Consider the following 17734-nt stretch of genomic DNA (forward strand, 5'->3'; position numbering starts at 1 on the left):
ATTTATTTGAAATATTCAATCAGTGCTGATTTTAATCTCTTCTTTTTCTTCGGTTAACTCCTTTAATTCCTCTTTAGATTCTTCAGGCCAGGCAATATCAAATCTCGCAATCTCTTCCGTCTCGAAGCCCTCAGGATGACGAGTACAAATTTTCTTTCTTCTTACAAAAATATGATCAACTCTCTTTTCTTCATCAGGAGTTACTATCCTTTCTAGTTCTATCACTTCTGTGAAGGGAGTTGATTTAAGTTCGTTAGTGGGTTTTGCCATTTTTTTTGCGGGATGTAAAAGCTTTTTACCTGATTCTGCGTAATTTCTCGTGTTCCATAACAAGATATCTTGAAGAAATTAAAGATGAATATTTTAAATAACTCCAGGAACGATTTGTCCAGTTGTTATGTATGCTCCCACTAAAGCAATTAGACCGACGAGAGCAAATCTGCCATTTAAATTCTCTGCTCTTATTTTTTGAGGATCAATATTTCTTGATTGATTTTTATTTTCCATTTAAAAAACTCCTGGGATAAGCTGGCCTGTTGTTAAATATGTCCCCACTAAGATCATGAAAGCCATCATTGCTGGTCTTCCAATGGCTCTGTTGAGAATATCTTTATTTGAATCCATTGTTAATTAAAGAACTGGTTCCTAAATATTACTTAATGTAAACAGATGTCGAGATATGGTTGTATCAAATGATTCACCTGACACAAAAATGCGTTAAAAATGTAGCAAGTTTTAGTTATTCAAACTATTGAGTGACGTTTTTGAGATTTTTTTAGTTTAAATTTATTGCTTTGTAAAAATGGCATTTTGATTAGTCAACCAAAATAATAGAAAAATAAAGAATGATAATAATGCTCCAGAAAGGATTGCTATGAAGAAGAATTCTGTTGTTAATTCTGCATCAAAAAAATATAAATACATTTATATCTACTCAGTGAATATGTTCTGCCTCATTATGGTTGTGATGATTGTGACCATGAGCAATACCTAATTCATGCATCCTTGCATGCTCTTTAATGGTGTCTCTTAACTTATAAGATGATGGTCCAACTGTTGTATAAATCCCATATCCAATTGAGCCAAATAGTAAAATTCCAACACTACTCAAAAGTAGAAATAAAGTTGGATCTTTAATTGTTCCTAGCATTTTCAATAAATCAATTACTAAATAACCCTAAATATCTTCAAAGATTTATTCAAGTTCAAAATTTATATAATAAAGCAGAAAAAAGCATTCTTAAATATAAAGATTAAATGGCCAGATTGTATATAAAACAATAAAAATCAAAATTTTTAATCACAAAATAATACTTATTAAATATTTGCCAAAGTAAAAAAATAACACTTTAAGGTTATTATCTATTGAAATAGATTGATATAAAAGGATTTTATATTTTAAATTTAATCGCACGAAATTTACCGTGACTTGTATTATTTGATATTGATTAAAATTAGACCTCTCAACTAGTTTGGATTTAATTAAATGGTATTAGCGTATGGAAGTTTTGCTTTTTGCACTTTTTTTTATTAGTGCTCTTATTTTTTTTATTTCAGGTAAGGATGATTTTGGAAGAACCAAAAATAAATTAATTATTCAGGAAAAGGAAACGTTTAAAAAAGAGGAAAGCATCGAACCCTCTTTAGAAGTCAAAAAAGAAGCATAATAAAAGCAAATTAATCAAGTTATTTATGATTTATGGGTTTGCCTATTTAATGATGGTTCTTGCTATTAGTGCAGGTTGGATTATTCTTGCAGTCTTAAAAAAACCTGATTTTATTGAAAAACCACTTAATGAAGTGAAGAATAAAATAAGACCTTTTCTAAATCCAAAAGATGATCAATGAAATCATTTCATCGACCTACTTCATAAGAGGCACTAGGTCGGATAGGGGGGAGCTACAGGGGGAGCTGAGCATATGTATTAAGTATGTAGGAGTATGTACTTTGTACAACATTGAGACTCAAACTCATTTGTACCACTAACCTAAACCCTAGTTATAGCAGGAAAATATTGATAAATCTCATTTAATAGATCGAGTGCTTTGGGAGCACTAGGTCGCAGGTTCGAATCCTGTCGCCCCGACTCTTAAAAACCAAGTCATACTAGCGAGTCTCCCAACTCGCTTTTTTATTGCAAAAATATGACCACTCGAAATGTGGTCAAATAGTGGTCAAATTTGATTAACAGTCGATCTAACCTCGACCCTACTTTTTAGATAAAGTACCTATATTTTGTTATTCATTTAAAAGTTATTATTTTGAGCAAATAACAGGATTTAAAAAAATGATGAAACTTGCAATCATTTTCTTACCAATTGCCTTTGCACTTATATGGGCTCTGTTTATTGGGTTAAGAATAAATAGAGTAGAAAATAGAGATGGAAAAAGAAAATTAATTAATTATTAATAGCTTGATAGTCGATCTAAAATTGGAGAGATAAAACCCTCTTTTTTTAATGATTATGTTCATGCTTACTGCATGGCATCCATTTATCTCCCATTTGATGAGCGCCTTCACAGTCAAATTTATAAGCTTCTTTTTCAGCCTGTTCTTTTGTATCAAATAACATTGGCATTTTCATTTCTTTTTCGGCGGGTTTATTTGAACAACTTAACGAAAGAATTGACATGAAAAAAAAAGGAAGAAAAGAAATAAAGTGTTTCAAAATTTATTTATAAAATCAAGGCAGCATAGTATTAAATATCTTTCGAAATATTTAAAAAATTGAATTCTTTACATATATTTATTGATTGACAGTCGATCTAAAATAAGGGGTAATAAGCTCCTTTTTTAATAGCAAAGTACGCTATCCGCTTTAATTGATTCTTCAACTAGAACATCTGGCATAACAAACTCTGCAGTGTATCCATCTAGAAGCTTCTCATCGTAACCCCTAGATTTAGCAGACATTCCTGAGACATATATGGTAATTTTTGAATTCTTTAAATTTTGAAGATGTTCGTATAAATCTCCAGTACCTTGACCAACTATTTCGCCAGCTTTTTTGCAATTTAATATTTGTACTCCGTCTCCTGCAAGAAAAAGTGTTACTTTATGATCGTTTTTTTCTGCAGTAAGGGCAACCAATAAACCTAAAGTTATTTTATTTTTGGATTCTAAACCGCTGTAAATATGTACTAAAACTGTATTGTCGGTAATAATAGACATTTAATCCTCCCCAATTTTTTTATATCCTAAATAAAATCAATATTCATTAGCTGTTTTTTATGAAACGCTTACTACCTGCACTGCTGATAGTTAAAAAAATGACAGCCAACTTAGAGATAATCGAATAACATTTATAAAAATCAAAATCATTAATGAAAAAAACTATTTTAACGGGTTTAATTGCTTGCATTGCTGGGCTTGCAATTGGTTATAAAGTCCCAAAAGACAAGAATGCTGGTTACGTAATGATTTCTGGCAGGATTACAAATCCAGAACAAGCAGGTAAATACTTTGAAGCAGTAAATGATGTTGTTGTTAAAGGTTGCGGAGCAAAGACACTATCAGTTGACTTCGAGACTGATGTTAGAGAGGGTTATGATGGTCCGTTTTCTGTGCTTTCGAAATTTCCAAGTAAACAAGCAGTAATTGATTGTTATGAAGGACCATATCAAGAATTAATTCCTTTAAGAAAAGGAGCTATAGATATGAATTTTAGAATAGTTGAAAGAAATAGATAAAAAAGAGCTAGGGCTACTTATCCTAAAAAAGTGGTCAAAAAGTGGTCAAATGTTGCTTAAATAGTCAGGACAAACAACGCGACACCACGCAAGAATCCAGATATAGCTCGAAACGCTAGTGCTTGCGATAGGTGGGGAAGTGCTTTGGGAGCACTAGGTCGCAGGTTCGAATCCTGTCGCCCCGATTGACTTCTCAAGATTCTCAATTATCCTCTGGGCGATCTCTGGGCGATCATTTGCTATACCTTGCATAACTTTGCATGGTGCATCGCCCGCTATAACTAAAAATAAGAATTAAAAATTGAGGTCTTTTCCCAACCCTCATCTAGTAGTTGTTTTTATTCTTTTCTTGCAGCCTCAAAAGTTTCTACCCTGCTGCCTTTCATAGCAGTCAGTCCATAAACCATTAAAAAAGTCAGCCTGTATCCCCTACTGGCTGACTTTCATGACGATCTAAGTTTTAAAAAACTATACGAATGTAGTTGTTGTTGTGATGCTTAAAACAACTGCAACAAAAAATATGTAAGGAACCAACTTAAGGGGTACATATCCTTGTCTTTTAGATATAAAATCCATTTATACAAATCCTGGAATAATTTGTCCTGTTGTTAGATATGCGCCAATAAGTGCAATAAAGCCAATCATCGCAAATCTACCGTTAAGCTTCTCAGCTACGATTTTTTCCTTCTCAACTGTTTTTGTTTCGTTCATTTGTTTGGTTGGTTGTTTAGCTAAGACGCTTACTAATGCAATCTTGAAATGAATCTAGTAAAAGAAAATTACAAGTGTGAGTATAATTACTTACCCTCATACCCTCTATAAGTTGAACTTATTAAAAGTATTTCGATTTTAATTGAGCAATTATTCAATAAAAATAAAATTTAAATAATGCATTTAATTAATAAGCATAATTTATCAATGGCATAAGATTTACTCCGCTCATTTATTGAATTTTTGGACTATGCTTACTGGGACGGAATATTTAATCCGTTCTTACTTAAACGTCTCGTATAGAGGCAATAACATAACGAACTCATGACAACTATTCAGCAGCAGCGTTCTTCGCTGTTAAAAGGTTGGCCACAGTTTTGTGAGTGGGTAACATCAACTAACAACAGAATTTATGTTGGTTGGTTCGGCGTCTTAATGATTCCATGCCTTCTTACAGCAGCGGCTTGCTTCATCGTTGCATTCATCGCAGCACCACCAGTAGACATCGACGGAATTAGAGAGCCAGTTGCTGGTTCATTCCTATATGGAAACAACATCATCTCAGGTGCAGTTGTTCCTTCATCTAACGCTATTGGTCTACACTTCTACCCAATTTGGGAAGCAGCTACTGTAGATGAGTGGTTATACAACGGTGGTCCTTACCAGCTTGTAATTTTCCACTTCCTAATTGGTATCTCAGCATACATGGGAAGACAGTGGGAGCTTTCATACCGTTTAGGTATGCGTCCTTGGATCTGTGTTGCATACTCTGCACCAGTTTCAGCAGCTTTCGCAGTATTTCTTGTATACCCATTCGGTCAAGGTTCATTCTCTGACGGAATGCCTTTAGGTATCTCTGGAACATTCAACTTCATGTTTGTTTTCCAGGCAGAGCACAACATTCTTATGCACCCATTCCACATGGCTGGTGTTGCTGGTATGTTCGGAGGATCTTTATTCTCAGCTATGCACGGTTCACTTGTTACTTCATCTCTAATCAGAGAAACAACTGAGACAGAGTCTCAGAACTATGGTTACAAGTTCGGACAAGAAGAAGAAACATATAACATCGTTGCAGCTCATGGCTACTTCGGTCGTTTGATCTTCCAATATGCTTCATTCAACAACAGCAGAAGTCTTCACTTCTTCCTAGCTGTATTCCCAGTTGTTTGTGTATGGTTAACTTCAATGGGTATCTGCACAATGGCATTCAACCTTAACGGTTTCAACTTCAACCAGTCAGTTGTTGATGCAAACGGTAAGATTGTTCCTACATGGGGTGACGTTCTTAACAGAGCAAACCTAGGTATGGAAGTAATGCACGAGCGTAACGCTCACAACTTCCCACTTGATCTAGCAGCAGCTGAGTCTACAACAGTAGCTCTTTCAGCTCCAGCTATCGGTTAAGCTTAAAGTTCTTAAATTTACAAGCCCCCTTTTTGGGGGCTTTTTTTTTGTTTAATTTTCAATTGGGTATGCATATTTATTACTGAGAACCAAATCGTGAGAATGATTAGGGCATAAAGAATTATTAGTGTCTTTATGACACTAGATCTTAAGCGGGCGATCCCTGGGCGATCAAATGCTTAACTGTGCAATACTTTGCTCTATTTAAAGCATTTCTTGAGACTCATTATGGCTGCCTATATTTCAAACTAAAGTTATGGCATGACTTTGTTTTCTTGGGTGCTGTCGCAATTTGCTGATCGAGTGCTTTGGAAACACTAGGTCACAGGTTCGAATCATTTCGCACCGACTCTAACAATCCAAGTTCTAGAAAAGTTCCTCAGCCTTTCTTTTTTTTAATGCCCATATTATGACCACAATGATTGCGGTCAAAAAGGCTTAATTGAAAGGTGAAGTGTTATTAGTAGGAGCTATTAATAAGATTTCAAAAACAATTCCAGTCAAAGCAATAGGCAATACCCAAATACCAATAAATCTATGATCAAAAAATCTTAAATGATCTTCACCCCTGAAAACACTTCTTAAAGAAGTAAATAGGGTTTCTGGTTGCTTATAAGATGGCCCATTTTTATTTGGAGAATATGGTTTTATAAATGCAGAGGAAGCAGAAAACTTTGCAATTTTTCTTAAAAAATAAATAGGTAAAACCCATATAGCAACGAATCTTCCACCAAGCCATTGTCTCGCATTAGGCAGAGCATACTCTTTGATAGATTTATTCTCTGGCATTCCAGATTCCAGATTCTTATAAATTTTTTCTAATGTAGATTCCTTACTTGATTTATTGATCATTTGATTTTCAGAAAAATTTACTTTAAAAGGTGTAATAAATAAAAATATTCCTAACTACTAAAATAACTAAAACGTAGTTAGGAATATTTTCGTTGGCTAGGTTCATAAAGACGGAATCTATACCGTTGCAGATTCGCCAAATATCTACATATTCTTTATAAATAAAAAACTCTTTTTTAAAAAGTAAATAATATACATAAGAAGGTTTAATATTTAATAATTTAGAGTTTTTATTAAGAGTTAAATTTAATATTCAAGACTATTAAAAAAATATTTAAACCTCATTTTCTAAGATTGCGAAAAAGAAAATGAGGTCAAAGGGAGGTTCTCATTACGAACCGCTTTATCAAAGCTAGCGGCTAGTAGATTGCCCTAATATCTACTTATATATTTATATAATGAGTTTTAAAATACAGGAAGATTAATTTTATACAAATATGTGTTTAATATTTTATGTGATTATTGCTTAGGAAAAGGTAATTAATGCACTGACTATAGTTATTGAAAGATAAAAAAATGCATAAAGAGATACTGCAAAAAATAAATACTGTTCTATTGGAATCATGACAAGGTATTAATTTGGGGTAAGAAAAATTTGATTAATTTTTTGTTAAAAAGATATTCTCTAAAATATAACTTTGTTCTATTAAATCATTTTTATGAGAAATATTTTTTGGCAAATTATTATTCGGAGAATTAAAAGCACCCCATTTTTTTAGCCAAAATAAGGTATAAAAAAATGCGATTAAAAATGGTGCTCCAACAATTAAAAATCTAATATCCATCAAAATTTCCTATTAATAAGATTTAAACTGCATTGCCAATATTGCTCCAAGGAAGAAAACAGTAGGAATGCCTAGGGCATTAACTGCTGCGGTTCTTACGGTAAATACTGGATAACCTTCTGCTGGTCTGCCAGTCGCAGGAACTAGTGCAGTATCATCCCATACTTGATAGTTTTTGAAAGGTGCTACTCCCTTTTTTGGTAGTCCAAGTGGCGTCAATCTAAATACATCCCATCTACCTAACCAAAATACTGTAAATATCCATGAAAATACTATTGGTGTAATAACTAGTACGACTCTAAAATCCATTTCTTTAAAAATAATAAATTTGGTAATTATTGTGCCCTTTTTAAATTAATAATTGATTAAATCATTAACTTATATTTATACAAAATCACTTAATAACATTATTTTTAATCATTAATCACAATTAATTATGATTAATTGATTTTATTGAAGTATATTTTCTAAATTTAAATATTTAAATATATTAGTTTGATGTAGATTTAAATTAAATTAAATATCAGGTATAAAAATATGGATACTTTTAGATTTCTACTTTTTGGGTTAGCAGGAGTAAGCGTGGTTTTTTGGGTAGCAGTAATAGCGTTATGGCATACTTATATGTTTCCAAAATTCTTTAATGAAGATAAAGGTTTAAATTCTGTTATCAATCAAGAAATAAATGTTTCAACAGATCCAATTTTAGGCAGTTTGGTAAACAGCAACAATTTCAAAAGTAGAGACAAATATTCAATGAAAAATTTAGTTGTGGCAGATTTCTCATCAACTAATAATTTCACACTAAATAAACTCTACACAACAGTAATGATTGGAGTTACTTTTGCTAGTTTTATTTTTCTTACTTATGGATTGAGCAGTTCAATAACAACAATAAGTTAAATGGAATCTATATACGTAATTGTTTTCATTACTTGCTTCGTTTATTTAATTTTTGACTCAGTCAAAAATATAAATATTAAATAGATTGCTAATGTTTTTTGCCAGCTAACAAAAATTTTCTTCTTATATAAAAGAATACTAATGTAGTTATTATCATTACAGGTGGATGAAATGATATTGAATTTAGGTATTCGTAGTAATCAAAGGATTCCAAAATTTTTTCTCGTAATTTCCTAAAACTATATCCCAGCTCTCAAATTTTTATTGATTAAATAAATCAATCTCTAGTATCAAATGCTAGTTAAATTTTTCTTAACTAATATTTTGCGGACAAGCCTTATCAAAATAGGATAATTGGTCATAGGGGGTAGCTGGAGTCATTAAAAACCTTATATTATCTACGAAGATATTTTTATATTTAGTCCCAAAATTATTCAACTATCTGTAGACAATTAAAATCATGAATTGGAATTAAAGGAAATCTCATTTGACCGATCGAGTCCTTTGGGAGCACTAGGTCAAAGGTTAGAATCCTGTTGCCCCGATTGAGTTTTCACCGAATTGCAAAAGTATCTTAAGGCATAAATCTTGCATAATTTCTTTCAACTGGTAATTTTAGTGAGCTTTAATAAATTCAGATGCAAGATCAAAAAATTGAAAAGATAGCAACTGTTGCAGTAAACATAACTAAGTTGCTGGTAATAATTTATCTAGGCTTTGTAGAAGTATTTAAAATTGGCAAATTACTCATAGAGAATTTAGATGTTGAATTTGATGTTTCTCGAAAATGGGCTTCACAAAATTATTCAATTCTAAAAAAACGACTAGCGGAAAGGAAAGTAGCAGGTGTTATAGAAAATTAGTAAACGTTATATTTCCGAAACAAGTTTGATCGAATATACGGCATCCTTACAATTATTTTTTTATCCCATTCCTTTTCTAGAGGAGATTCTATCTCAGCACCTAATTTTTCTTAGTCGGTACAATTCATTAATAAATGAGATTTGTGTTCATTGACTTTACAAACTCATAATCATTTACAAACTCTTTGCACATTTCTTCAAGGAATAATGTCGTTAGATCATTTTTAAATTCTTCAAATGTACGGCTATAAGTTGAGATGATCAGAGTGTTCATTAAAAAAAGGAGCTAATTGCCCCTTATTTTAAATCAACTTTCAATATCGATTTATGAGTAGACTTTAGCAACTATTGGACCAGCTTCTTCATCAGTAAACACAGGTGTGGTTTCCCAATTGAGAAATTCACCCCATTCAGCGGCATGTTGATATATTGCTTTTGGATCATCAGTCTTTAAAACTATCCATCCCTCTAAAGAACCGGGTGCATGATATCTTCCAATCATCTCAACTCCAGGATAATCTCCTCCACCACCAAGAAATTTTTCTGCACCTTTTTGATGAAATCCGGCCTTAAATGACCAATGCTGAACATAAAGCATTTTATTTTTTAAGTTTTATTGGCTTTCTATTACTAGCAAAAAAAACAATTATAGAAAATAAATAGTTTTAATTGCCTGTTATTGTAGATCGACTTTCAAAAAAAATATCAAATGTCCCGCCTAGTTAAGGTAAAGCACTAAGTCGCAGTTTCGAATCCTGTCGCTCCGACTCTTAAAGACCAAGGCATAGAAAGGTTTCCCAGCCTTTCTGTTTTATTGCAAAATATGACCACTCAAATTGAGGTCAAATAGTGGTTAAGAATTTATTTTTTATTCATTTAAATTTTTTATAATTAACGTAATTAATCCTTTAATTTAGAATTAAATAATCACATTACTCAAGCAGTTTATTTCTGATATCCTCTTCTCTTTTTGCATTTGCAACAATTGTTTTTTGTTGGTTATTTAGTTCCTTTATAGGTACTTTATAAATTTTTAAATTATTATCATCATCCAACCTTACTGCGCAATTAAATTGAAATGAGGGGTCTAGTAATGGGAAATCACTTCTTTGATGTGCGCCCCTACTCTCATTTCTTTGTAATGCCGAAACAATTGACGCTTTTGCACTCAACAAAGAAGATTGCAAATCAAAAATCAATGCTAGATCTTCGCAATTATATTGATCGATTCTTACATCAACGTCACTGAGTTTTCTTTTTATACTTTCAATTTTTGATAACCCCTCTAAAAGTAATGTCTCATTTTTAATAACCCCACAATATTTCCACATTATTAATCGCAATTCATTTTGAAGAGGCCCCACTAATTCATTACCATTTTTAATAAACTTATTAATGTTTTCATGTGCAATGGCGATGGCTTTATTTGATCTCATTTGATGATCTTTATTTTTTGAATATTTTGAAGCTGCAATGCCCGCACGTCTTCCAAAAATAATAATTTCTGCCAAAGAATTACCACCCAATCGATTAGCTCCGTGAAGTCCTCCTGCAACTTCACCAGCGGCAAAAAGACCTTCTACAGAAGTAGATAAATTCTCTGGATTAACTAAAATTCCACCCATAGAATAGTGAGCAGTTGGTGCAACTTCCATTGGCGACTTTGAAATATCAAGCATTTGGGTTTCAAGAAATTGTCTATATATGCTTGGCAGCTTTTCAACAATAAACTCTTTACTTTTATGGCTTATATCAAGAAAAACACCCCCATTTTTTGTTCCTCTGCCTTCAATTATTTCTGTATAGTTAGCAATTGCTACTCTATCTCTTGTTGATAATTCCATCCTTTTCGGATCATATTCTTTCATAAATCTTTCACCTTTATTATTTAGTAACTTTCCACCCTCACCTCTTACAGCTTCAGTAACCAAAGTTCCTTCAATTTCCTCGGGTAAGACCATTCCAGAAGGGTGGAATTGTACCATTTCCATATCTATTAATTCACATCCTCCTTTTAGACTTAAATAATAACCATCACCTGTATTTTCATTTTTTCTAGATGAACTTTTTTTCCATAATCTTGTATGCCCTCCCGTACATAAAATAACTGCATCTGCTAAGTGCACAGTCCTCTCTGAAGTAGACAAGTTAAACGACATTGCTCCAAAGCAGGTATTTTCCCTAATCAATAATTCAGTAACATATTGATTGTCATAAATAGGAATCTTTAAATCATCTGATTTTTTTAAGAGAGTTTTTAAAATTGATAATCCAGTAAAATCACCTGAATAACAAGTTCTACGATATTTATGTGCACCAAAAAATCTTTGATCGAGTTCACCATTTTTTAATTTTGCAAAGTTAGCCCCCCATTTATCTATTTCTTTTACTAAAAATGGGGATTCTTTAGCCATTATTTCAACTTTTAAAGGATCACCAATACCATACCCCTCTAAATAAGTATCAACAAAATGCTGTTCCCATGTGTCTTCTTTATCTAGGTTGCCTAAAGCAGCATTAATACCTCCTGCTGCTAAAACGGTATGAGCATCTGTCTTCGGTCTTTTCCCTAGGATACATACATTGAGACCAGATTTTTTAATTTCAATAGCAGATCTTAGACCAGCTCCCCCACACCCAATCACGAGAACATTTGATATATGAGTGAGATGTTCTTTAACAGGCAATTTTAAGTAAATTTAATAATTTAATTTTAACTCTATGCCTTAGAAAGATATAAATAATTTCATTATTTTAAATGTGGTCAAATGTTTCTAAAATTGTCGGGACATATCACGCAAAATCAAGTAAGAAATTAGCTATAGCTTAAAAACCTAGTAATGCTAATGGGGTGTACGGCACTTTGAAAGTGCTTGGTGGATTTGTTTCTATCCAATGGGCTGAAAAAAAATTGGTTGATGCAATCCCTTTTTAACCTATTTAGCTTTTTTATTTTTTAAGATATGTCTAAATTGATTTTCTAATAAGATGAATAAATTTAAAGACAACTTCTCAAGCGAAAGCTTTTATCCTGATAGTAATTATTATCTTGATCAAGACAATTCTCCCAAAGTTGACCCAATTTCAAAAGATCAAAAATCTAATATGGGGAATGATTTTGAATGGCCAAATACCTATTGGTATATTGCCGAAAGAACAAATGGAAGGCTAGCAATGATAGGTTTCATGGCTGTCATTATTAACTACACCTTATTTGGATGGATAGCTTATCCTATCCTTTAAATGAGTAATTCTAATTTTGACAACAATGGTTTAGATAAGTCTGGAACACATTGGCTTCAGTATGCTGCATTTGTTGTAACTACATTTGCTATTTATTTTGGTTGGGCATTTTTCAATGATGCTAATTTCCACCATTTCGCTGTAAAAATATTCAAATTCTTGAATTGTAATGGATATAACCCATTAAGTTATTGCCTGATGCGTTGGGATGTAGACTTTTATCCTTAAAGAAAAACGACTAGGTCTTTTTGATTGGTTAATTCAAATGATTCAAGACTAAAGAGTTTTATCGAAAATGCAACTAATAAAGATCAGTTTTTTTAAATATATATTTATTGATTCTGGGAAGGTTACTTCTATATAGGGAAAGAGCCACCTCTCATGCCAACCAGAGAAGAATTAAAGAAAGATACAGCTAGAGAATATTGGGAAAAAATAGCTGCTCAGGGTTGGAGAAGAGATAAGGAAGATTAGATAAAAAAGAGATCTCAGGCTGCTAATTCTTAATAAGTGGTCAAACAATACTCAATTAGGAATTAATAGGGGTGCAAGTAGAAAGCGTTTCATACTATTTAAATTATTTCTTCCAAAGTCGAAACGTATAAATCTTGGATTTTTGCCAGCCAATTAACTTTAACTCCCAATTACTTTTATTGGTTTTTGATTACTCATTTGTTTTAGAGGAGTTTTCAAGTAATTCATTTAATTCTAAGAGTTCTTCTTTTCTAAGTTCTCTATATTCTCCCGTTGGCACATCTAACTTAATATTCATAATTCTTATACGCTTTAATGACTGTACTCTATATCCTAAAGCCTCACACATTCTTCTAATCTGGCGATTAAGTCCCTGTGTGAGAATTATTTTAAAATTTCTTGGCCCCAATTGTTTTACGAAACAATTTTTAGTTATTGTGCCTAATATTTCAACTCCATTACTCATGCTTTGAATAAAATCGTTATTAATAGGACGATTAACTTTTACAATGTATTCTTTTTCATGATTATTTCTTGCTCTAAGAATTTTATTTACGATATCTCCATCATTGGTTAAAAAAATCAATCCCTCACTGAGCTTATCCAATCTTCCGATGGGAAAAATTCTTTTAGGATATTTAATGAAATCTATTACATTATCCGGTTCTACTTTTCTATCTGTTGTGCAAACAATTCCTACAGGTTTATTAAAGGCTAAGTATATGTTTTTTTGTCTCTTTGATTTTTCTATTCTTTGACCTTTAACTTCAACTTGGTCACTATCTTCTACTTTAGTTCCAATTTCTGGAATTTTGCCATTAATGGTTACCTTTCCATCTAGGATTAATCTATCTGCTTCTCTTCTGGAACAATAACCGACTTCACTTAAATATTTATTTATTCTGGTAGCCATTTCGGATGTTTAATTTTTATCTGCACAAAAAAATAATTTAATAATCTCATAATATTTTAGATCGGATGTCAATTTTTAGTTAATATTCTCATTATTGAATTTCAGATTATTTTCATCAGTAATTTATTCCACACAGATCTAACTCTCTGTTTAATTCCAATTTTTTTCAATTTTCCTCCATCCCTTAGAAAGTAATCTTTCATAAATTTCTCTAGCTAAATCTATTTCAACAGAAACTGTATTTGTCATTACTGGTGGTTTGTTTCCTAATCCCCCCACTATTTTTCCAGTATCTATAAACATATACTCAAAAACTCCATCAATACTCTTATCGTTTTTCATAAATCTTTTAACTTCTGACCTATTTGAATTAATTAACCAATAAGATTTAGCCATAAGTCTAACCGTGGAATTAGTAAGCGTTCCATTTAAAACAAACTTATTTGATCAGTTTCTTTTTTCTTTACATCCTCTACTAACCAACCATCAGGGGACCAACTCATCATGATTGCAAATAATCCTCTTAGTTCATCTGCGTCTTTAACTTGCTCTGTCCATTGTTCTTCATATCCATTAGGGACGATCACAGGCATGCGGTGATGTAAAGGTTTAATTAAATCATTTGGTTCAGTTGTTAAAACGCAGCAACTCTCAAGTTCTGCTCCATCTGGTGAAGTCCACTTACTCCAAATTCCACCCAACCAAAAAGTCTCATAGTTCGATTTTCGAACACGATATTTTTTTTCAAAAAAACCGCTCGCAGGTATTAGGCACCTTTTATGTTTCCAACTTCCACTAAATAATTTTTTTTCTTCTACGGTTTCTGATCTTGCATTAAATGGCCTTGGTCTATCTTTATCAAATGGTTCTCTAGCCCAAGGAGAAATAAAACCCCATGTCATAAAAGTAGTTTTAATTCTTCCTTCGTTTTTAATTACAAGAACAGGATCATTAGGTCTTATTAGACTTTGAGTATCATATTTAGAATCAAGTCCACTTGGATAGTCTTGTTTCAAAACCTTTGGCAACTTCTCAAATTTAGTTTTCAGCTCAAATCTTCCGCACATTGATTTTTAAAATATTTTTAAAACTCACTAAAAAAACAGTAAATTTACCTTATTTTAGATATACTTTAAGTCTTCTCAAATAAAAAACAATTTTTTGTTCGTAGAAAGTTTTTTATCCAAATAATTAAAAGAAAATATAGATATTGAAAAGCTTCCTCAAATTTAATTTGAATGTTTCAAACTTAAATCATGACAGATCCTATTCTTTATTTATCTATGTTATTGGGACTTGGAGGAATTTATGTATTAATCTCTTCCTTCCATGATGATGATGATGGTGATGATGATGGAGAAAAATATATTTATAATCTCGAACAAACTTTTTTAGCAAGATAGTCGATTTGCTTATTAAAACTTATTATTTACAAAAAGTTTATTGCAAAACAGGCCATCACTGAAAATAGTTTTATAGGAGTAACAGAAATATTGTCTTTCTTTGCGGAATTTACTTGATTATTATATTTATTTTTAAGTTAAGTTGTTGGTCCTCTATCCGTATATGTTTGTGCCTTAAACCGTACATTTTTATTAGTCGATTGATAAGCATGTCTAGTTAGAAATTATTAGTAACGAAGATAAATTAAATGCCTTCAACACCAATAAAGTCTTGTAATAAATATGTGTTGAGTTACAAAGATTCAACAAATAAGACACATGAAGTTGGCTTCTACGCGCGCGATGCATACGATTGCCTAATGCTTGCGAGAGAATTCAACACTTACGTACATGACAATCCAGGATCTGTAATCAGAATCCAACAAAAATTTTGAGGAAAATAATTATGAATTTAAAAAGATCACCATTCGCAATTCAAGATAAAAATGCAAGAGATCTTGATAATGTAAAAGATTATCCAACCATTGCAGATTTAATGAGAGAACAGAAAGTTCCACAAGATTATGCAAATACAGTTCACCGTCGTAGAGATTTAGACTCTCTCGGTTAGTTTACGAGATTGGCTATTTACTAATTTTTAAAATTAACGATTATGATGAATGCCATTTGCGATTCATTCATAAAATAATATTTTCTTCCTCAAGTTTTTTTTTAAGCTCTATAGGCATATATGCAATATCTTTTTTTATTGCATTAATTGCATCTCTATACTTATCAGGTTCGGCTAAAAGCATTTTTATTAAATTGAATTGACTTTCAATTTCTTCAGAAGAAAACTTTCCCATAAAAAATAGCAAATATCATTTTATTTTTAGATCAAATGTCAAACATCAAAAAAATTAACTATTAGTTAGAAGCTGCTGCAATTTCTTTATGGACGGAAAGAAATTCTTTATCCGTTAGAACTGGTGTAACTTCAATTTCTACGCCAAAATTATCGACCCAGATACTGCTCCATTTCCAAATGTTCTGATGGTTTGAAGATTCAACTATTGCCCAACCATTAGCCCCCTCAGGATTTACTACTCGATTAAGAACTTTAAACCCATCAAATTCATCACCTTCGCACCCTCCTTCAACAAAACCCGCAAAAGCTTCAGCCCCTTGCATATGACTTTCTTGATCTGGAAATTGCCAGTGTACGATGTAAGTTTGCATGAATAAAATTATTTTTTTAATTATTAATTATCGAATTTAAAAATTAAATAAAAAGTCTTTAAACACTAATCAAAAAGGGTTTAAGCTTAAAAGGGAAAACAGCAAAAAAAAAGACTCTTACGAGCCTAGGTGATGGGGACTCCTATAATGACAAATTAAATAGAAACAAACAACCCCATCAATAGGTAATTTTAAATACTTACAAACACCATATGTAGTGCTAAGATTTTGAAAAGGCTGGGTGATGGGGATTATCCCGCTTTTTGATTGGGGCGAAGCTAACGCCCTTTTTTTATGGAAAAATTTACTTTAATCAATAAAGCCAGATCGAGGATTAAAGTATTTGAACCTTTTGAAGATAGTTCTAAGAACTCTTATATGGTAAATGCAATTTTAATCTCTTATGGTTGCGTTTTTAAGCGATCAAGTAAGCCAGTTATGAAAGGCTCTAGGGTTGAATCTATCGAAGAAGCGAGAAACGAATATAAAAAACTTTTAGAGCAAGGGTGGGAAAAAACTTATAGATTCAATAGTTTTTTTAAAAAAAATGGTGGATAGGTACTTTACCTAAAATTTGACATTATTAAAAATTAATTGCTAGATAAGCTTCAGGATGGAAGATTGAACATGAAAAATGAAATTTATTCAAATATCAAAGATTCCGATGCTTTGGAAAGTTTTTTTGAATGTATAACTTCTTGTAGCATCAATAGTGAGGGAGTAGATTGCACAACAGCATGTTATGTAAAACATTTAGAACCAAACAATATTGATTATCCTTTAAAATTTTCATAAGCAAAGCTTATTAACAATTTTAAATTTCATTGATGTTATTCCCACCACCTCAAGTTATTTTTGGTCTATTGCTTTTATCTATAGCAGTAGTTCTTATCTGGGATATTAGATACAATCCTTTTGGAGAAGACGAAGACGGAATTTAATCTTCAACTAGGAAGCTGATTTGTAGGTGGTGCGTGAAATTGCCGTTTCTTTCTTTTGAGTCTTTTGTAAGCGACTAAAGAGCCTAATAATAACAATGTAAAAGCTATTGAGTTAATCATATCAATTAGTTTTATATATATAAAAACAAATATGTTCTAAATATCAATGACTAAAGTTATTTTTTCAAAAAGGAATTTATTATGGACTAATTTTAATATTTAGCTTTTTTATTAGGTACCTAAAACGACAAAAAGAAAATACTTATCTGACCAAAAGTAATTGCTATACAATAAGAATCACTTTTTCTTATTTCTCATTTGATATTGCAG

General features: G+C 31.8%; 30 protein-coding genes. 13 read left to right on the forward strand and 17 right to left on the reverse strand.

All coding sequences use genetic code 11. The features are described 5' to 3' along the window. Window positions 1-15: 15 nt before the first annotated feature. The 4 genes from A9601_RS15005 to psbN form a co-directional block, all read right to left on the reverse strand. Window positions 16-270 carry a hypothetical protein gene (locus A9601_RS15005; RefSeq protein WP_041484611.1) on the reverse strand — a complete coding sequence of 85 codons (255 nt, stop codon included), beginning with the start codon at window positions 268-270 and terminating at the stop codon, window positions 16-18. A gap of 93 nt (window positions 271-363) precedes the next feature. Continuing rightward, window positions 364-507 (reverse strand): high light inducible protein, encoded by a 144-nt coding sequence (locus tag A9601_RS15010; protein WP_011818670.1) that lies wholly within the window; start codon window positions 505-507, stop codon window positions 364-366. After that, complete coding sequence (locus tag A9601_RS15015; RefSeq protein ID WP_011818671.1) at window positions 508-624, reverse strand: high light inducible protein; 117 nt, start codon at window positions 622-624, stop codon at window positions 508-510. 310 nt (window positions 625-934) lie between these two features. Then, window positions 935-1150 (reverse strand): photosystem II reaction center protein PsbN, encoded by a 216-nt coding sequence (gene psbN, locus A9601_RS15020; protein WP_011818673.1) that lies wholly within the window; start codon window positions 1148-1150, stop codon window positions 935-937. A 349-nt stretch (window positions 1151-1499) separates the two neighbouring features. Between psbN and A9601_RS18695 the strand changes: the two genes are divergently transcribed. Together A9601_RS18695 and A9601_RS18945 are read left to right on the forward strand one after the other, a co-directional pair. Further along, a complete protein-coding gene (locus A9601_RS18695) occupies window positions 1500-1667 on the forward strand; it encodes a hypothetical protein (protein ID WP_011818674.1) in 168 nt (55 codons plus the stop codon). 49 nt (window positions 1668-1716) lie between these two features. Then, window positions 1717-1848 (forward strand): hypothetical protein, encoded by a 132-nt coding sequence (locus tag A9601_RS18945; RefSeq protein ID WP_263890221.1) that lies wholly within the window; start codon window positions 1717-1719, stop codon window positions 1846-1848. Between the two features lie 609 nt (window positions 1849-2457). Here A9601_RS18945 and A9601_RS18350 read toward each other — a convergent pair. Both A9601_RS18350 and A9601_RS15025 read right to left on the reverse strand, forming a co-directional pair. Further along, window positions 2458-2634, reverse strand: coding sequence for a DUF3721 domain-containing protein (locus tag A9601_RS18350; RefSeq protein ID WP_071813229.1), 177 nt, complete (start codon window positions 2632-2634; stop codon window positions 2458-2460). A 161-nt stretch (window positions 2635-2795) separates the two neighbouring features. Continuing rightward, window positions 2796-3173 carry a DsrE family protein gene (locus A9601_RS15025; protein WP_011818678.1) on the reverse strand — a complete coding sequence of 126 codons (378 nt, stop codon included), beginning with the start codon at window positions 3171-3173 and terminating at the stop codon, window positions 2796-2798. Window positions 3174-3325: 152 nt separating this feature from the next. Here A9601_RS15025 and A9601_RS15030 point away from each other — a divergent pair, with 152 nt between their 5' ends. Then, a complete protein-coding gene (locus A9601_RS15030) occupies window positions 3326-3691 on the forward strand; it encodes a DUF1330 domain-containing protein (protein ID WP_011818679.1) in 366 nt (121 codons plus the stop codon). A gap of 576 nt (window positions 3692-4267) precedes the next feature. Here A9601_RS15030 and A9601_RS15040 read toward each other — a convergent pair. Further along, window positions 4268-4402, reverse strand: coding sequence for a high light inducible protein (locus A9601_RS15040; RefSeq protein WP_011376693.1), 135 nt, complete (start codon window positions 4400-4402; stop codon window positions 4268-4270). Window positions 4403-4726: 324 nt separating this feature from the next. Here A9601_RS15040 and psbA point away from each other — a divergent pair, with 324 nt between their 5' ends. Continuing rightward, on the forward strand, window positions 4727-5809 hold the full coding sequence (psbA, locus tag A9601_RS15045) for a photosystem II q(b) protein (protein WP_002805533.1): 1083 nt from the start codon (window positions 4727-4729) through the stop codon (window positions 5807-5809). Between the two features lie 438 nt (window positions 5810-6247). Here the strand turns inward: psbA and A9601_RS15050 are convergent, their stop codons facing one another. The 3 genes from A9601_RS15050 to psbF all read right to left on the reverse strand — a co-directional run bounded on the left by A9601_RS15050 (window position 6248) and on the right by psbF (window position 7755). Further along, a complete protein-coding gene (locus A9601_RS15050; protein ID WP_011818681.1) occupies window positions 6248-6661 on the reverse strand; it encodes a hypothetical protein in 414 nt (137 codons plus the stop codon). Between the two features lie 599 nt (window positions 6662-7260). Continuing rightward, window positions 7261-7446 carry a hypothetical protein gene (locus A9601_RS15055; protein WP_041484544.1) on the reverse strand — a complete coding sequence of 62 codons (186 nt, stop codon included), beginning with the start codon at window positions 7444-7446 and terminating at the stop codon, window positions 7261-7263. A 12-nt stretch (window positions 7447-7458) separates the two neighbouring features. Then, window positions 7459-7755 carry a cytochrome b559 subunit beta, long form gene (gene psbF, locus A9601_RS15060; protein ID WP_011818683.1) on the reverse strand — a complete coding sequence of 99 codons (297 nt, stop codon included), beginning with the start codon at window positions 7753-7755 and terminating at the stop codon, window positions 7459-7461. Window positions 7756-7983: 228 nt separating this feature from the next. On the opposite strand from psbF, the gene A9601_RS15065 reads away from it, so the two are divergent. Both A9601_RS15065 and A9601_RS15070 read left to right on the forward strand, forming a co-directional pair. Further along, the gene (locus A9601_RS15065; protein WP_011818684.1) at window positions 7984-8349 is read left to right on the forward strand and encodes a hypothetical protein; all 366 of its coding nucleotides are present in this window, start codon (window positions 7984-7986) and stop codon (window positions 8347-8349) included. Between the two features lie 638 nt (window positions 8350-8987). Then, window positions 8988-9212, forward strand: a complete 225-nt coding sequence (locus A9601_RS15070) for a hypothetical protein (protein ID WP_011818685.1) — start codon at window positions 8988-8990, stop codon at window positions 9210-9212. 325 nt (window positions 9213-9537) lie between these two features. Here the strand turns inward: A9601_RS15070 and A9601_RS15075 are convergent, their stop codons facing one another. Both A9601_RS15075 and A9601_RS15080 read right to left on the reverse strand, forming a co-directional pair. Then, window positions 9538-9810, reverse strand: coding sequence for a DUF3303 domain-containing protein (locus A9601_RS15075; protein ID WP_011818686.1), 273 nt, complete (start codon window positions 9808-9810; stop codon window positions 9538-9540). Between the two features lie 334 nt (window positions 9811-10144). Continuing rightward, complete coding sequence (locus tag A9601_RS15080; protein ID WP_011818687.1) at window positions 10145-11899, reverse strand: FAD-dependent oxidoreductase; 1755 nt, start codon at window positions 11897-11899, stop codon at window positions 10145-10147. 301 nt (window positions 11900-12200) lie between these two features. Here A9601_RS15080 and A9601_RS18700 point away from each other — a divergent pair, with 301 nt between their 5' ends. The 3 genes from A9601_RS18700 (at window position 12201) to A9601_RS18900 (ending at window position 12929) form a co-directional block, all read left to right on the forward strand. After that, window positions 12201-12455: a high light inducible protein gene (locus tag A9601_RS18700; protein WP_011818688.1), complete on the forward strand. Its 255-nt coding sequence runs from the start codon at window positions 12201-12203 to the stop codon at window positions 12453-12455. Next, on the forward strand, window positions 12456-12683 hold the full coding sequence (locus A9601_RS15090; RefSeq protein WP_041484545.1) for a hypothetical protein: 228 nt from the start codon (window positions 12456-12458) through the stop codon (window positions 12681-12683). It begins immediately after the preceding gene. 132 nt (window positions 12684-12815) lie between these two features. Continuing rightward, window positions 12816-12929: a DUF1651 domain-containing protein gene (locus A9601_RS18900; RefSeq protein WP_225866275.1), complete on the forward strand. Its 114-nt coding sequence runs from the start codon at window positions 12816-12818 to the stop codon at window positions 12927-12929. 190 nt (window positions 12930-13119) lie between these two features. Here the strand turns inward: A9601_RS18900 and rluF are convergent, their stop codons facing one another. The 3 genes from rluF to A9601_RS15110 all read right to left on the reverse strand — a co-directional run bounded on the left by rluF (window position 13120) and on the right by A9601_RS15110 (window position 14909). Then, the gene (gene rluF / locus A9601_RS15100; protein WP_011818689.1) at window positions 13120-13842 is read right to left on the reverse strand and encodes a 23S rRNA pseudouridine(2604) synthase RluF; all 723 of its coding nucleotides are present in this window, start codon (window positions 13840-13842) and stop codon (window positions 13120-13122) included. A gap of 150 nt (window positions 13843-13992) precedes the next feature. After that, a complete protein-coding gene (locus tag A9601_RS15105) occupies window positions 13993-14238 on the reverse strand; it encodes a DUF1651 domain-containing protein (RefSeq protein WP_011818690.1) in 246 nt (81 codons plus the stop codon). Between the two features lie 32 nt (window positions 14239-14270). Continuing rightward, window positions 14271-14909: an SOS response-associated peptidase gene (locus A9601_RS15110; RefSeq protein ID WP_011818691.1), complete on the reverse strand. Its 639-nt coding sequence runs from the start codon at window positions 14907-14909 to the stop codon at window positions 14271-14273. A gap of 189 nt (window positions 14910-15098) precedes the next feature. Here A9601_RS15110 and A9601_RS18705 point away from each other — a divergent pair, with 189 nt between their 5' ends. The 3 genes from A9601_RS18705 to A9601_RS18710 all read left to right on the forward strand — a co-directional run bounded on the left by A9601_RS18705 (window position 15099) and on the right by A9601_RS18710 (window position 15855). Further along, window positions 15099-15245: a hypothetical protein gene (locus A9601_RS18705; protein ID WP_011818692.1), complete on the forward strand. Its 147-nt coding sequence runs from the start codon at window positions 15099-15101 to the stop codon at window positions 15243-15245. Window positions 15246-15493: 248 nt separating this feature from the next. Beyond that, window positions 15494-15679: a hypothetical protein gene (locus A9601_RS18355; protein WP_025891023.1), complete on the forward strand. Its 186-nt coding sequence runs from the start codon at window positions 15494-15496 to the stop codon at window positions 15677-15679. Window positions 15680-15690: 11 nt separating this feature from the next. After that, window positions 15691-15855, forward strand: a complete 165-nt coding sequence (locus tag A9601_RS18710; protein ID WP_167315826.1) for a hypothetical protein — start codon at window positions 15691-15693, stop codon at window positions 15853-15855. Window positions 15856-15922: 67 nt separating this feature from the next. On the opposite strand, the gene A9601_RS15115 is transcribed toward A9601_RS18710, so the two are convergent. Further along, the gene (locus tag A9601_RS15115; protein ID WP_041484546.1) at window positions 15923-16090 is read right to left on the reverse strand and encodes a hypothetical protein; all 168 of its coding nucleotides are present in this window, start codon (window positions 16088-16090) and stop codon (window positions 15923-15925) included. Between the two features lie 61 nt (window positions 16091-16151). Continuing rightward, a complete protein-coding gene (locus tag A9601_RS15120; protein WP_011818695.1) occupies window positions 16152-16463 on the reverse strand; it encodes a DUF3303 domain-containing protein in 312 nt (103 codons plus the stop codon). Window positions 16464-16757: 294 nt separating this feature from the next. Between A9601_RS15120 and A9601_RS15125 the strand changes: the two genes are divergently transcribed. After that, the gene (locus A9601_RS15125) at window positions 16758-17021 is read left to right on the forward strand and encodes a DUF1651 domain-containing protein (RefSeq protein ID WP_011818696.1); all 264 of its coding nucleotides are present in this window, start codon (window positions 16758-16760) and stop codon (window positions 17019-17021) included. Window positions 17022-17734 lie beyond the last annotated feature (713 nt).

Source organism: Prochlorococcus marinus str. AS9601 (assembly GCF_000015645.1).
In the GTDB taxonomy this organism is placed as follows: domain Bacteria; phylum Cyanobacteriota; class Cyanobacteriia; order PCC-6307; family Cyanobiaceae; genus Prochlorococcus_A; species Prochlorococcus_A marinus_O.

Bases quoted from the DNA above. Each gene is read 5' to 3' on its own strand.
- A9601_RS15005 (WP_041484611.1), bottom strand. From the start codon at position 270: ATGGCAAAACCCACTAACGAACTTAAATCAACTCCCTTCACAGAAGTG.
- A9601_RS15010 (WP_011818670.1), bottom strand. From the start codon at position 507: ATGGAAAATAAAAATCAATCAAGAAATATTGATCCTCAAAAAATAAGA.
- A9601_RS15015 (WP_011818671.1), bottom strand. From the start codon at position 624: ATGGATTCAAATAAAGATATTCTCAACAGAGCCATTGGAAGACCAGCA.
- psbN (WP_011818673.1), bottom strand. From the start codon at position 1,150: ATGCTAGGAACAATTAAAGATCCAACTTTATTTCTACTTTTGAGTAGT.
- A9601_RS18695 (WP_011818674.1), top strand. From the start codon at position 1,500: ATGGAAGTTTTGCTTTTTGCACTTTTTTTTATTAGTGCTCTTATTTTT.
- A9601_RS18945 (WP_263890221.1), top strand. From the start codon at position 1,717: ATGATGGTTCTTGCTATTAGTGCAGGTTGGATTATTCTTGCAGTCTTA.
- A9601_RS18350 (WP_071813229.1), bottom strand. From the start codon at position 2,634: ATGTCAATTCTTTCGTTAAGTTGTTCAAATAAACCCGCCGAAAAAGAA.
- A9601_RS15025 (WP_011818678.1), bottom strand. From the start codon at position 3,173: ATGTCTATTATTACCGACAATACAGTTTTAGTACATATTTACAGCGGT.
- A9601_RS15030 (WP_011818679.1), top strand. From the start codon at position 3,326: ATGAAAAAAACTATTTTAACGGGTTTAATTGCTTGCATTGCTGGGCTT.
- A9601_RS15040 (WP_011376693.1), bottom strand. From the start codon at position 4,402: ATGAACGAAACAAAAACAGTTGAGAAGGAAAAAATCGTAGCTGAGAAG.
- psbA (WP_002805533.1), top strand. From the start codon at position 4,727: ATGACAACTATTCAGCAGCAGCGTTCTTCGCTGTTAAAAGGTTGGCCA.
- A9601_RS15050 (WP_011818681.1), bottom strand. From the start codon at position 6,661: ATGATCAATAAATCAAGTAAGGAATCTACATTAGAAAAAATTTATAAG.
- A9601_RS15055 (WP_041484544.1), bottom strand. From the start codon at position 7,446: ATGGATATTAGATTTTTAATTGTTGGAGCACCATTTTTAATCGCATTT.
- psbF (WP_011818683.1), bottom strand. From the start codon at position 7,755: ATGGATTTTAGAGTCGTACTAGTTATTACACCAATAGTATTTTCATGG.
- A9601_RS15065 (WP_011818684.1), top strand. From the start codon at position 7,984: ATGGATACTTTTAGATTTCTACTTTTTGGGTTAGCAGGAGTAAGCGTG.
- A9601_RS15070 (WP_011818685.1), top strand. From the start codon at position 8,988: ATGCAAGATCAAAAAATTGAAAAGATAGCAACTGTTGCAGTAAACATA.
- A9601_RS15075 (WP_011818686.1), bottom strand. From the start codon at position 9,810: ATGCTTTATGTTCAGCATTGGTCATTTAAGGCCGGATTTCATCAAAAA.
- A9601_RS18700 (WP_011818688.1), top strand. From the start codon at position 12,201: ATGAATAAATTTAAAGACAACTTCTCAAGCGAAAGCTTTTATCCTGAT.
- A9601_RS15090 (WP_041484545.1), top strand. From the start codon at position 12,456: ATGAGTAATTCTAATTTTGACAACAATGGTTTAGATAAGTCTGGAACA.
- rluF (WP_011818689.1), bottom strand. From the start codon at position 13,842: ATGGCTACCAGAATAAATAAATATTTAAGTGAAGTCGGTTATTGTTCC.
- A9601_RS15105 (WP_011818690.1), bottom strand. From the start codon at position 14,238: ATGGCTAAATCTTATTGGTTAATTAATTCAAATAGGTCAGAAGTTAAA.
- A9601_RS15110 (WP_011818691.1), bottom strand. From the start codon at position 14,909: ATGTGCGGAAGATTTGAGCTGAAAACTAAATTTGAGAAGTTGCCAAAG.
- A9601_RS18705 (WP_011818692.1), top strand. From the start codon at position 15,099: ATGACAGATCCTATTCTTTATTTATCTATGTTATTGGGACTTGGAGGA.
- A9601_RS18355 (WP_025891023.1), top strand. From the start codon at position 15,494: ATGCCTTCAACACCAATAAAGTCTTGTAATAAATATGTGTTGAGTTAC.
- A9601_RS18710 (WP_167315826.1), top strand. From the start codon at position 15,691: ATGAATTTAAAAAGATCACCATTCGCAATTCAAGATAAAAATGCAAGA.
- A9601_RS15115 (WP_041484546.1), bottom strand. From the start codon at position 16,090: ATGGGAAAGTTTTCTTCTGAAGAAATTGAAAGTCAATTCAATTTAATA.
- A9601_RS15120 (WP_011818695.1), bottom strand. From the start codon at position 16,463: ATGCAAACTTACATCGTACACTGGCAATTTCCAGATCAAGAAAGTCAT.
- A9601_RS15125 (WP_011818696.1), top strand. From the start codon at position 16,758: ATGGAAAAATTTACTTTAATCAATAAAGCCAGATCGAGGATTAAAGTA.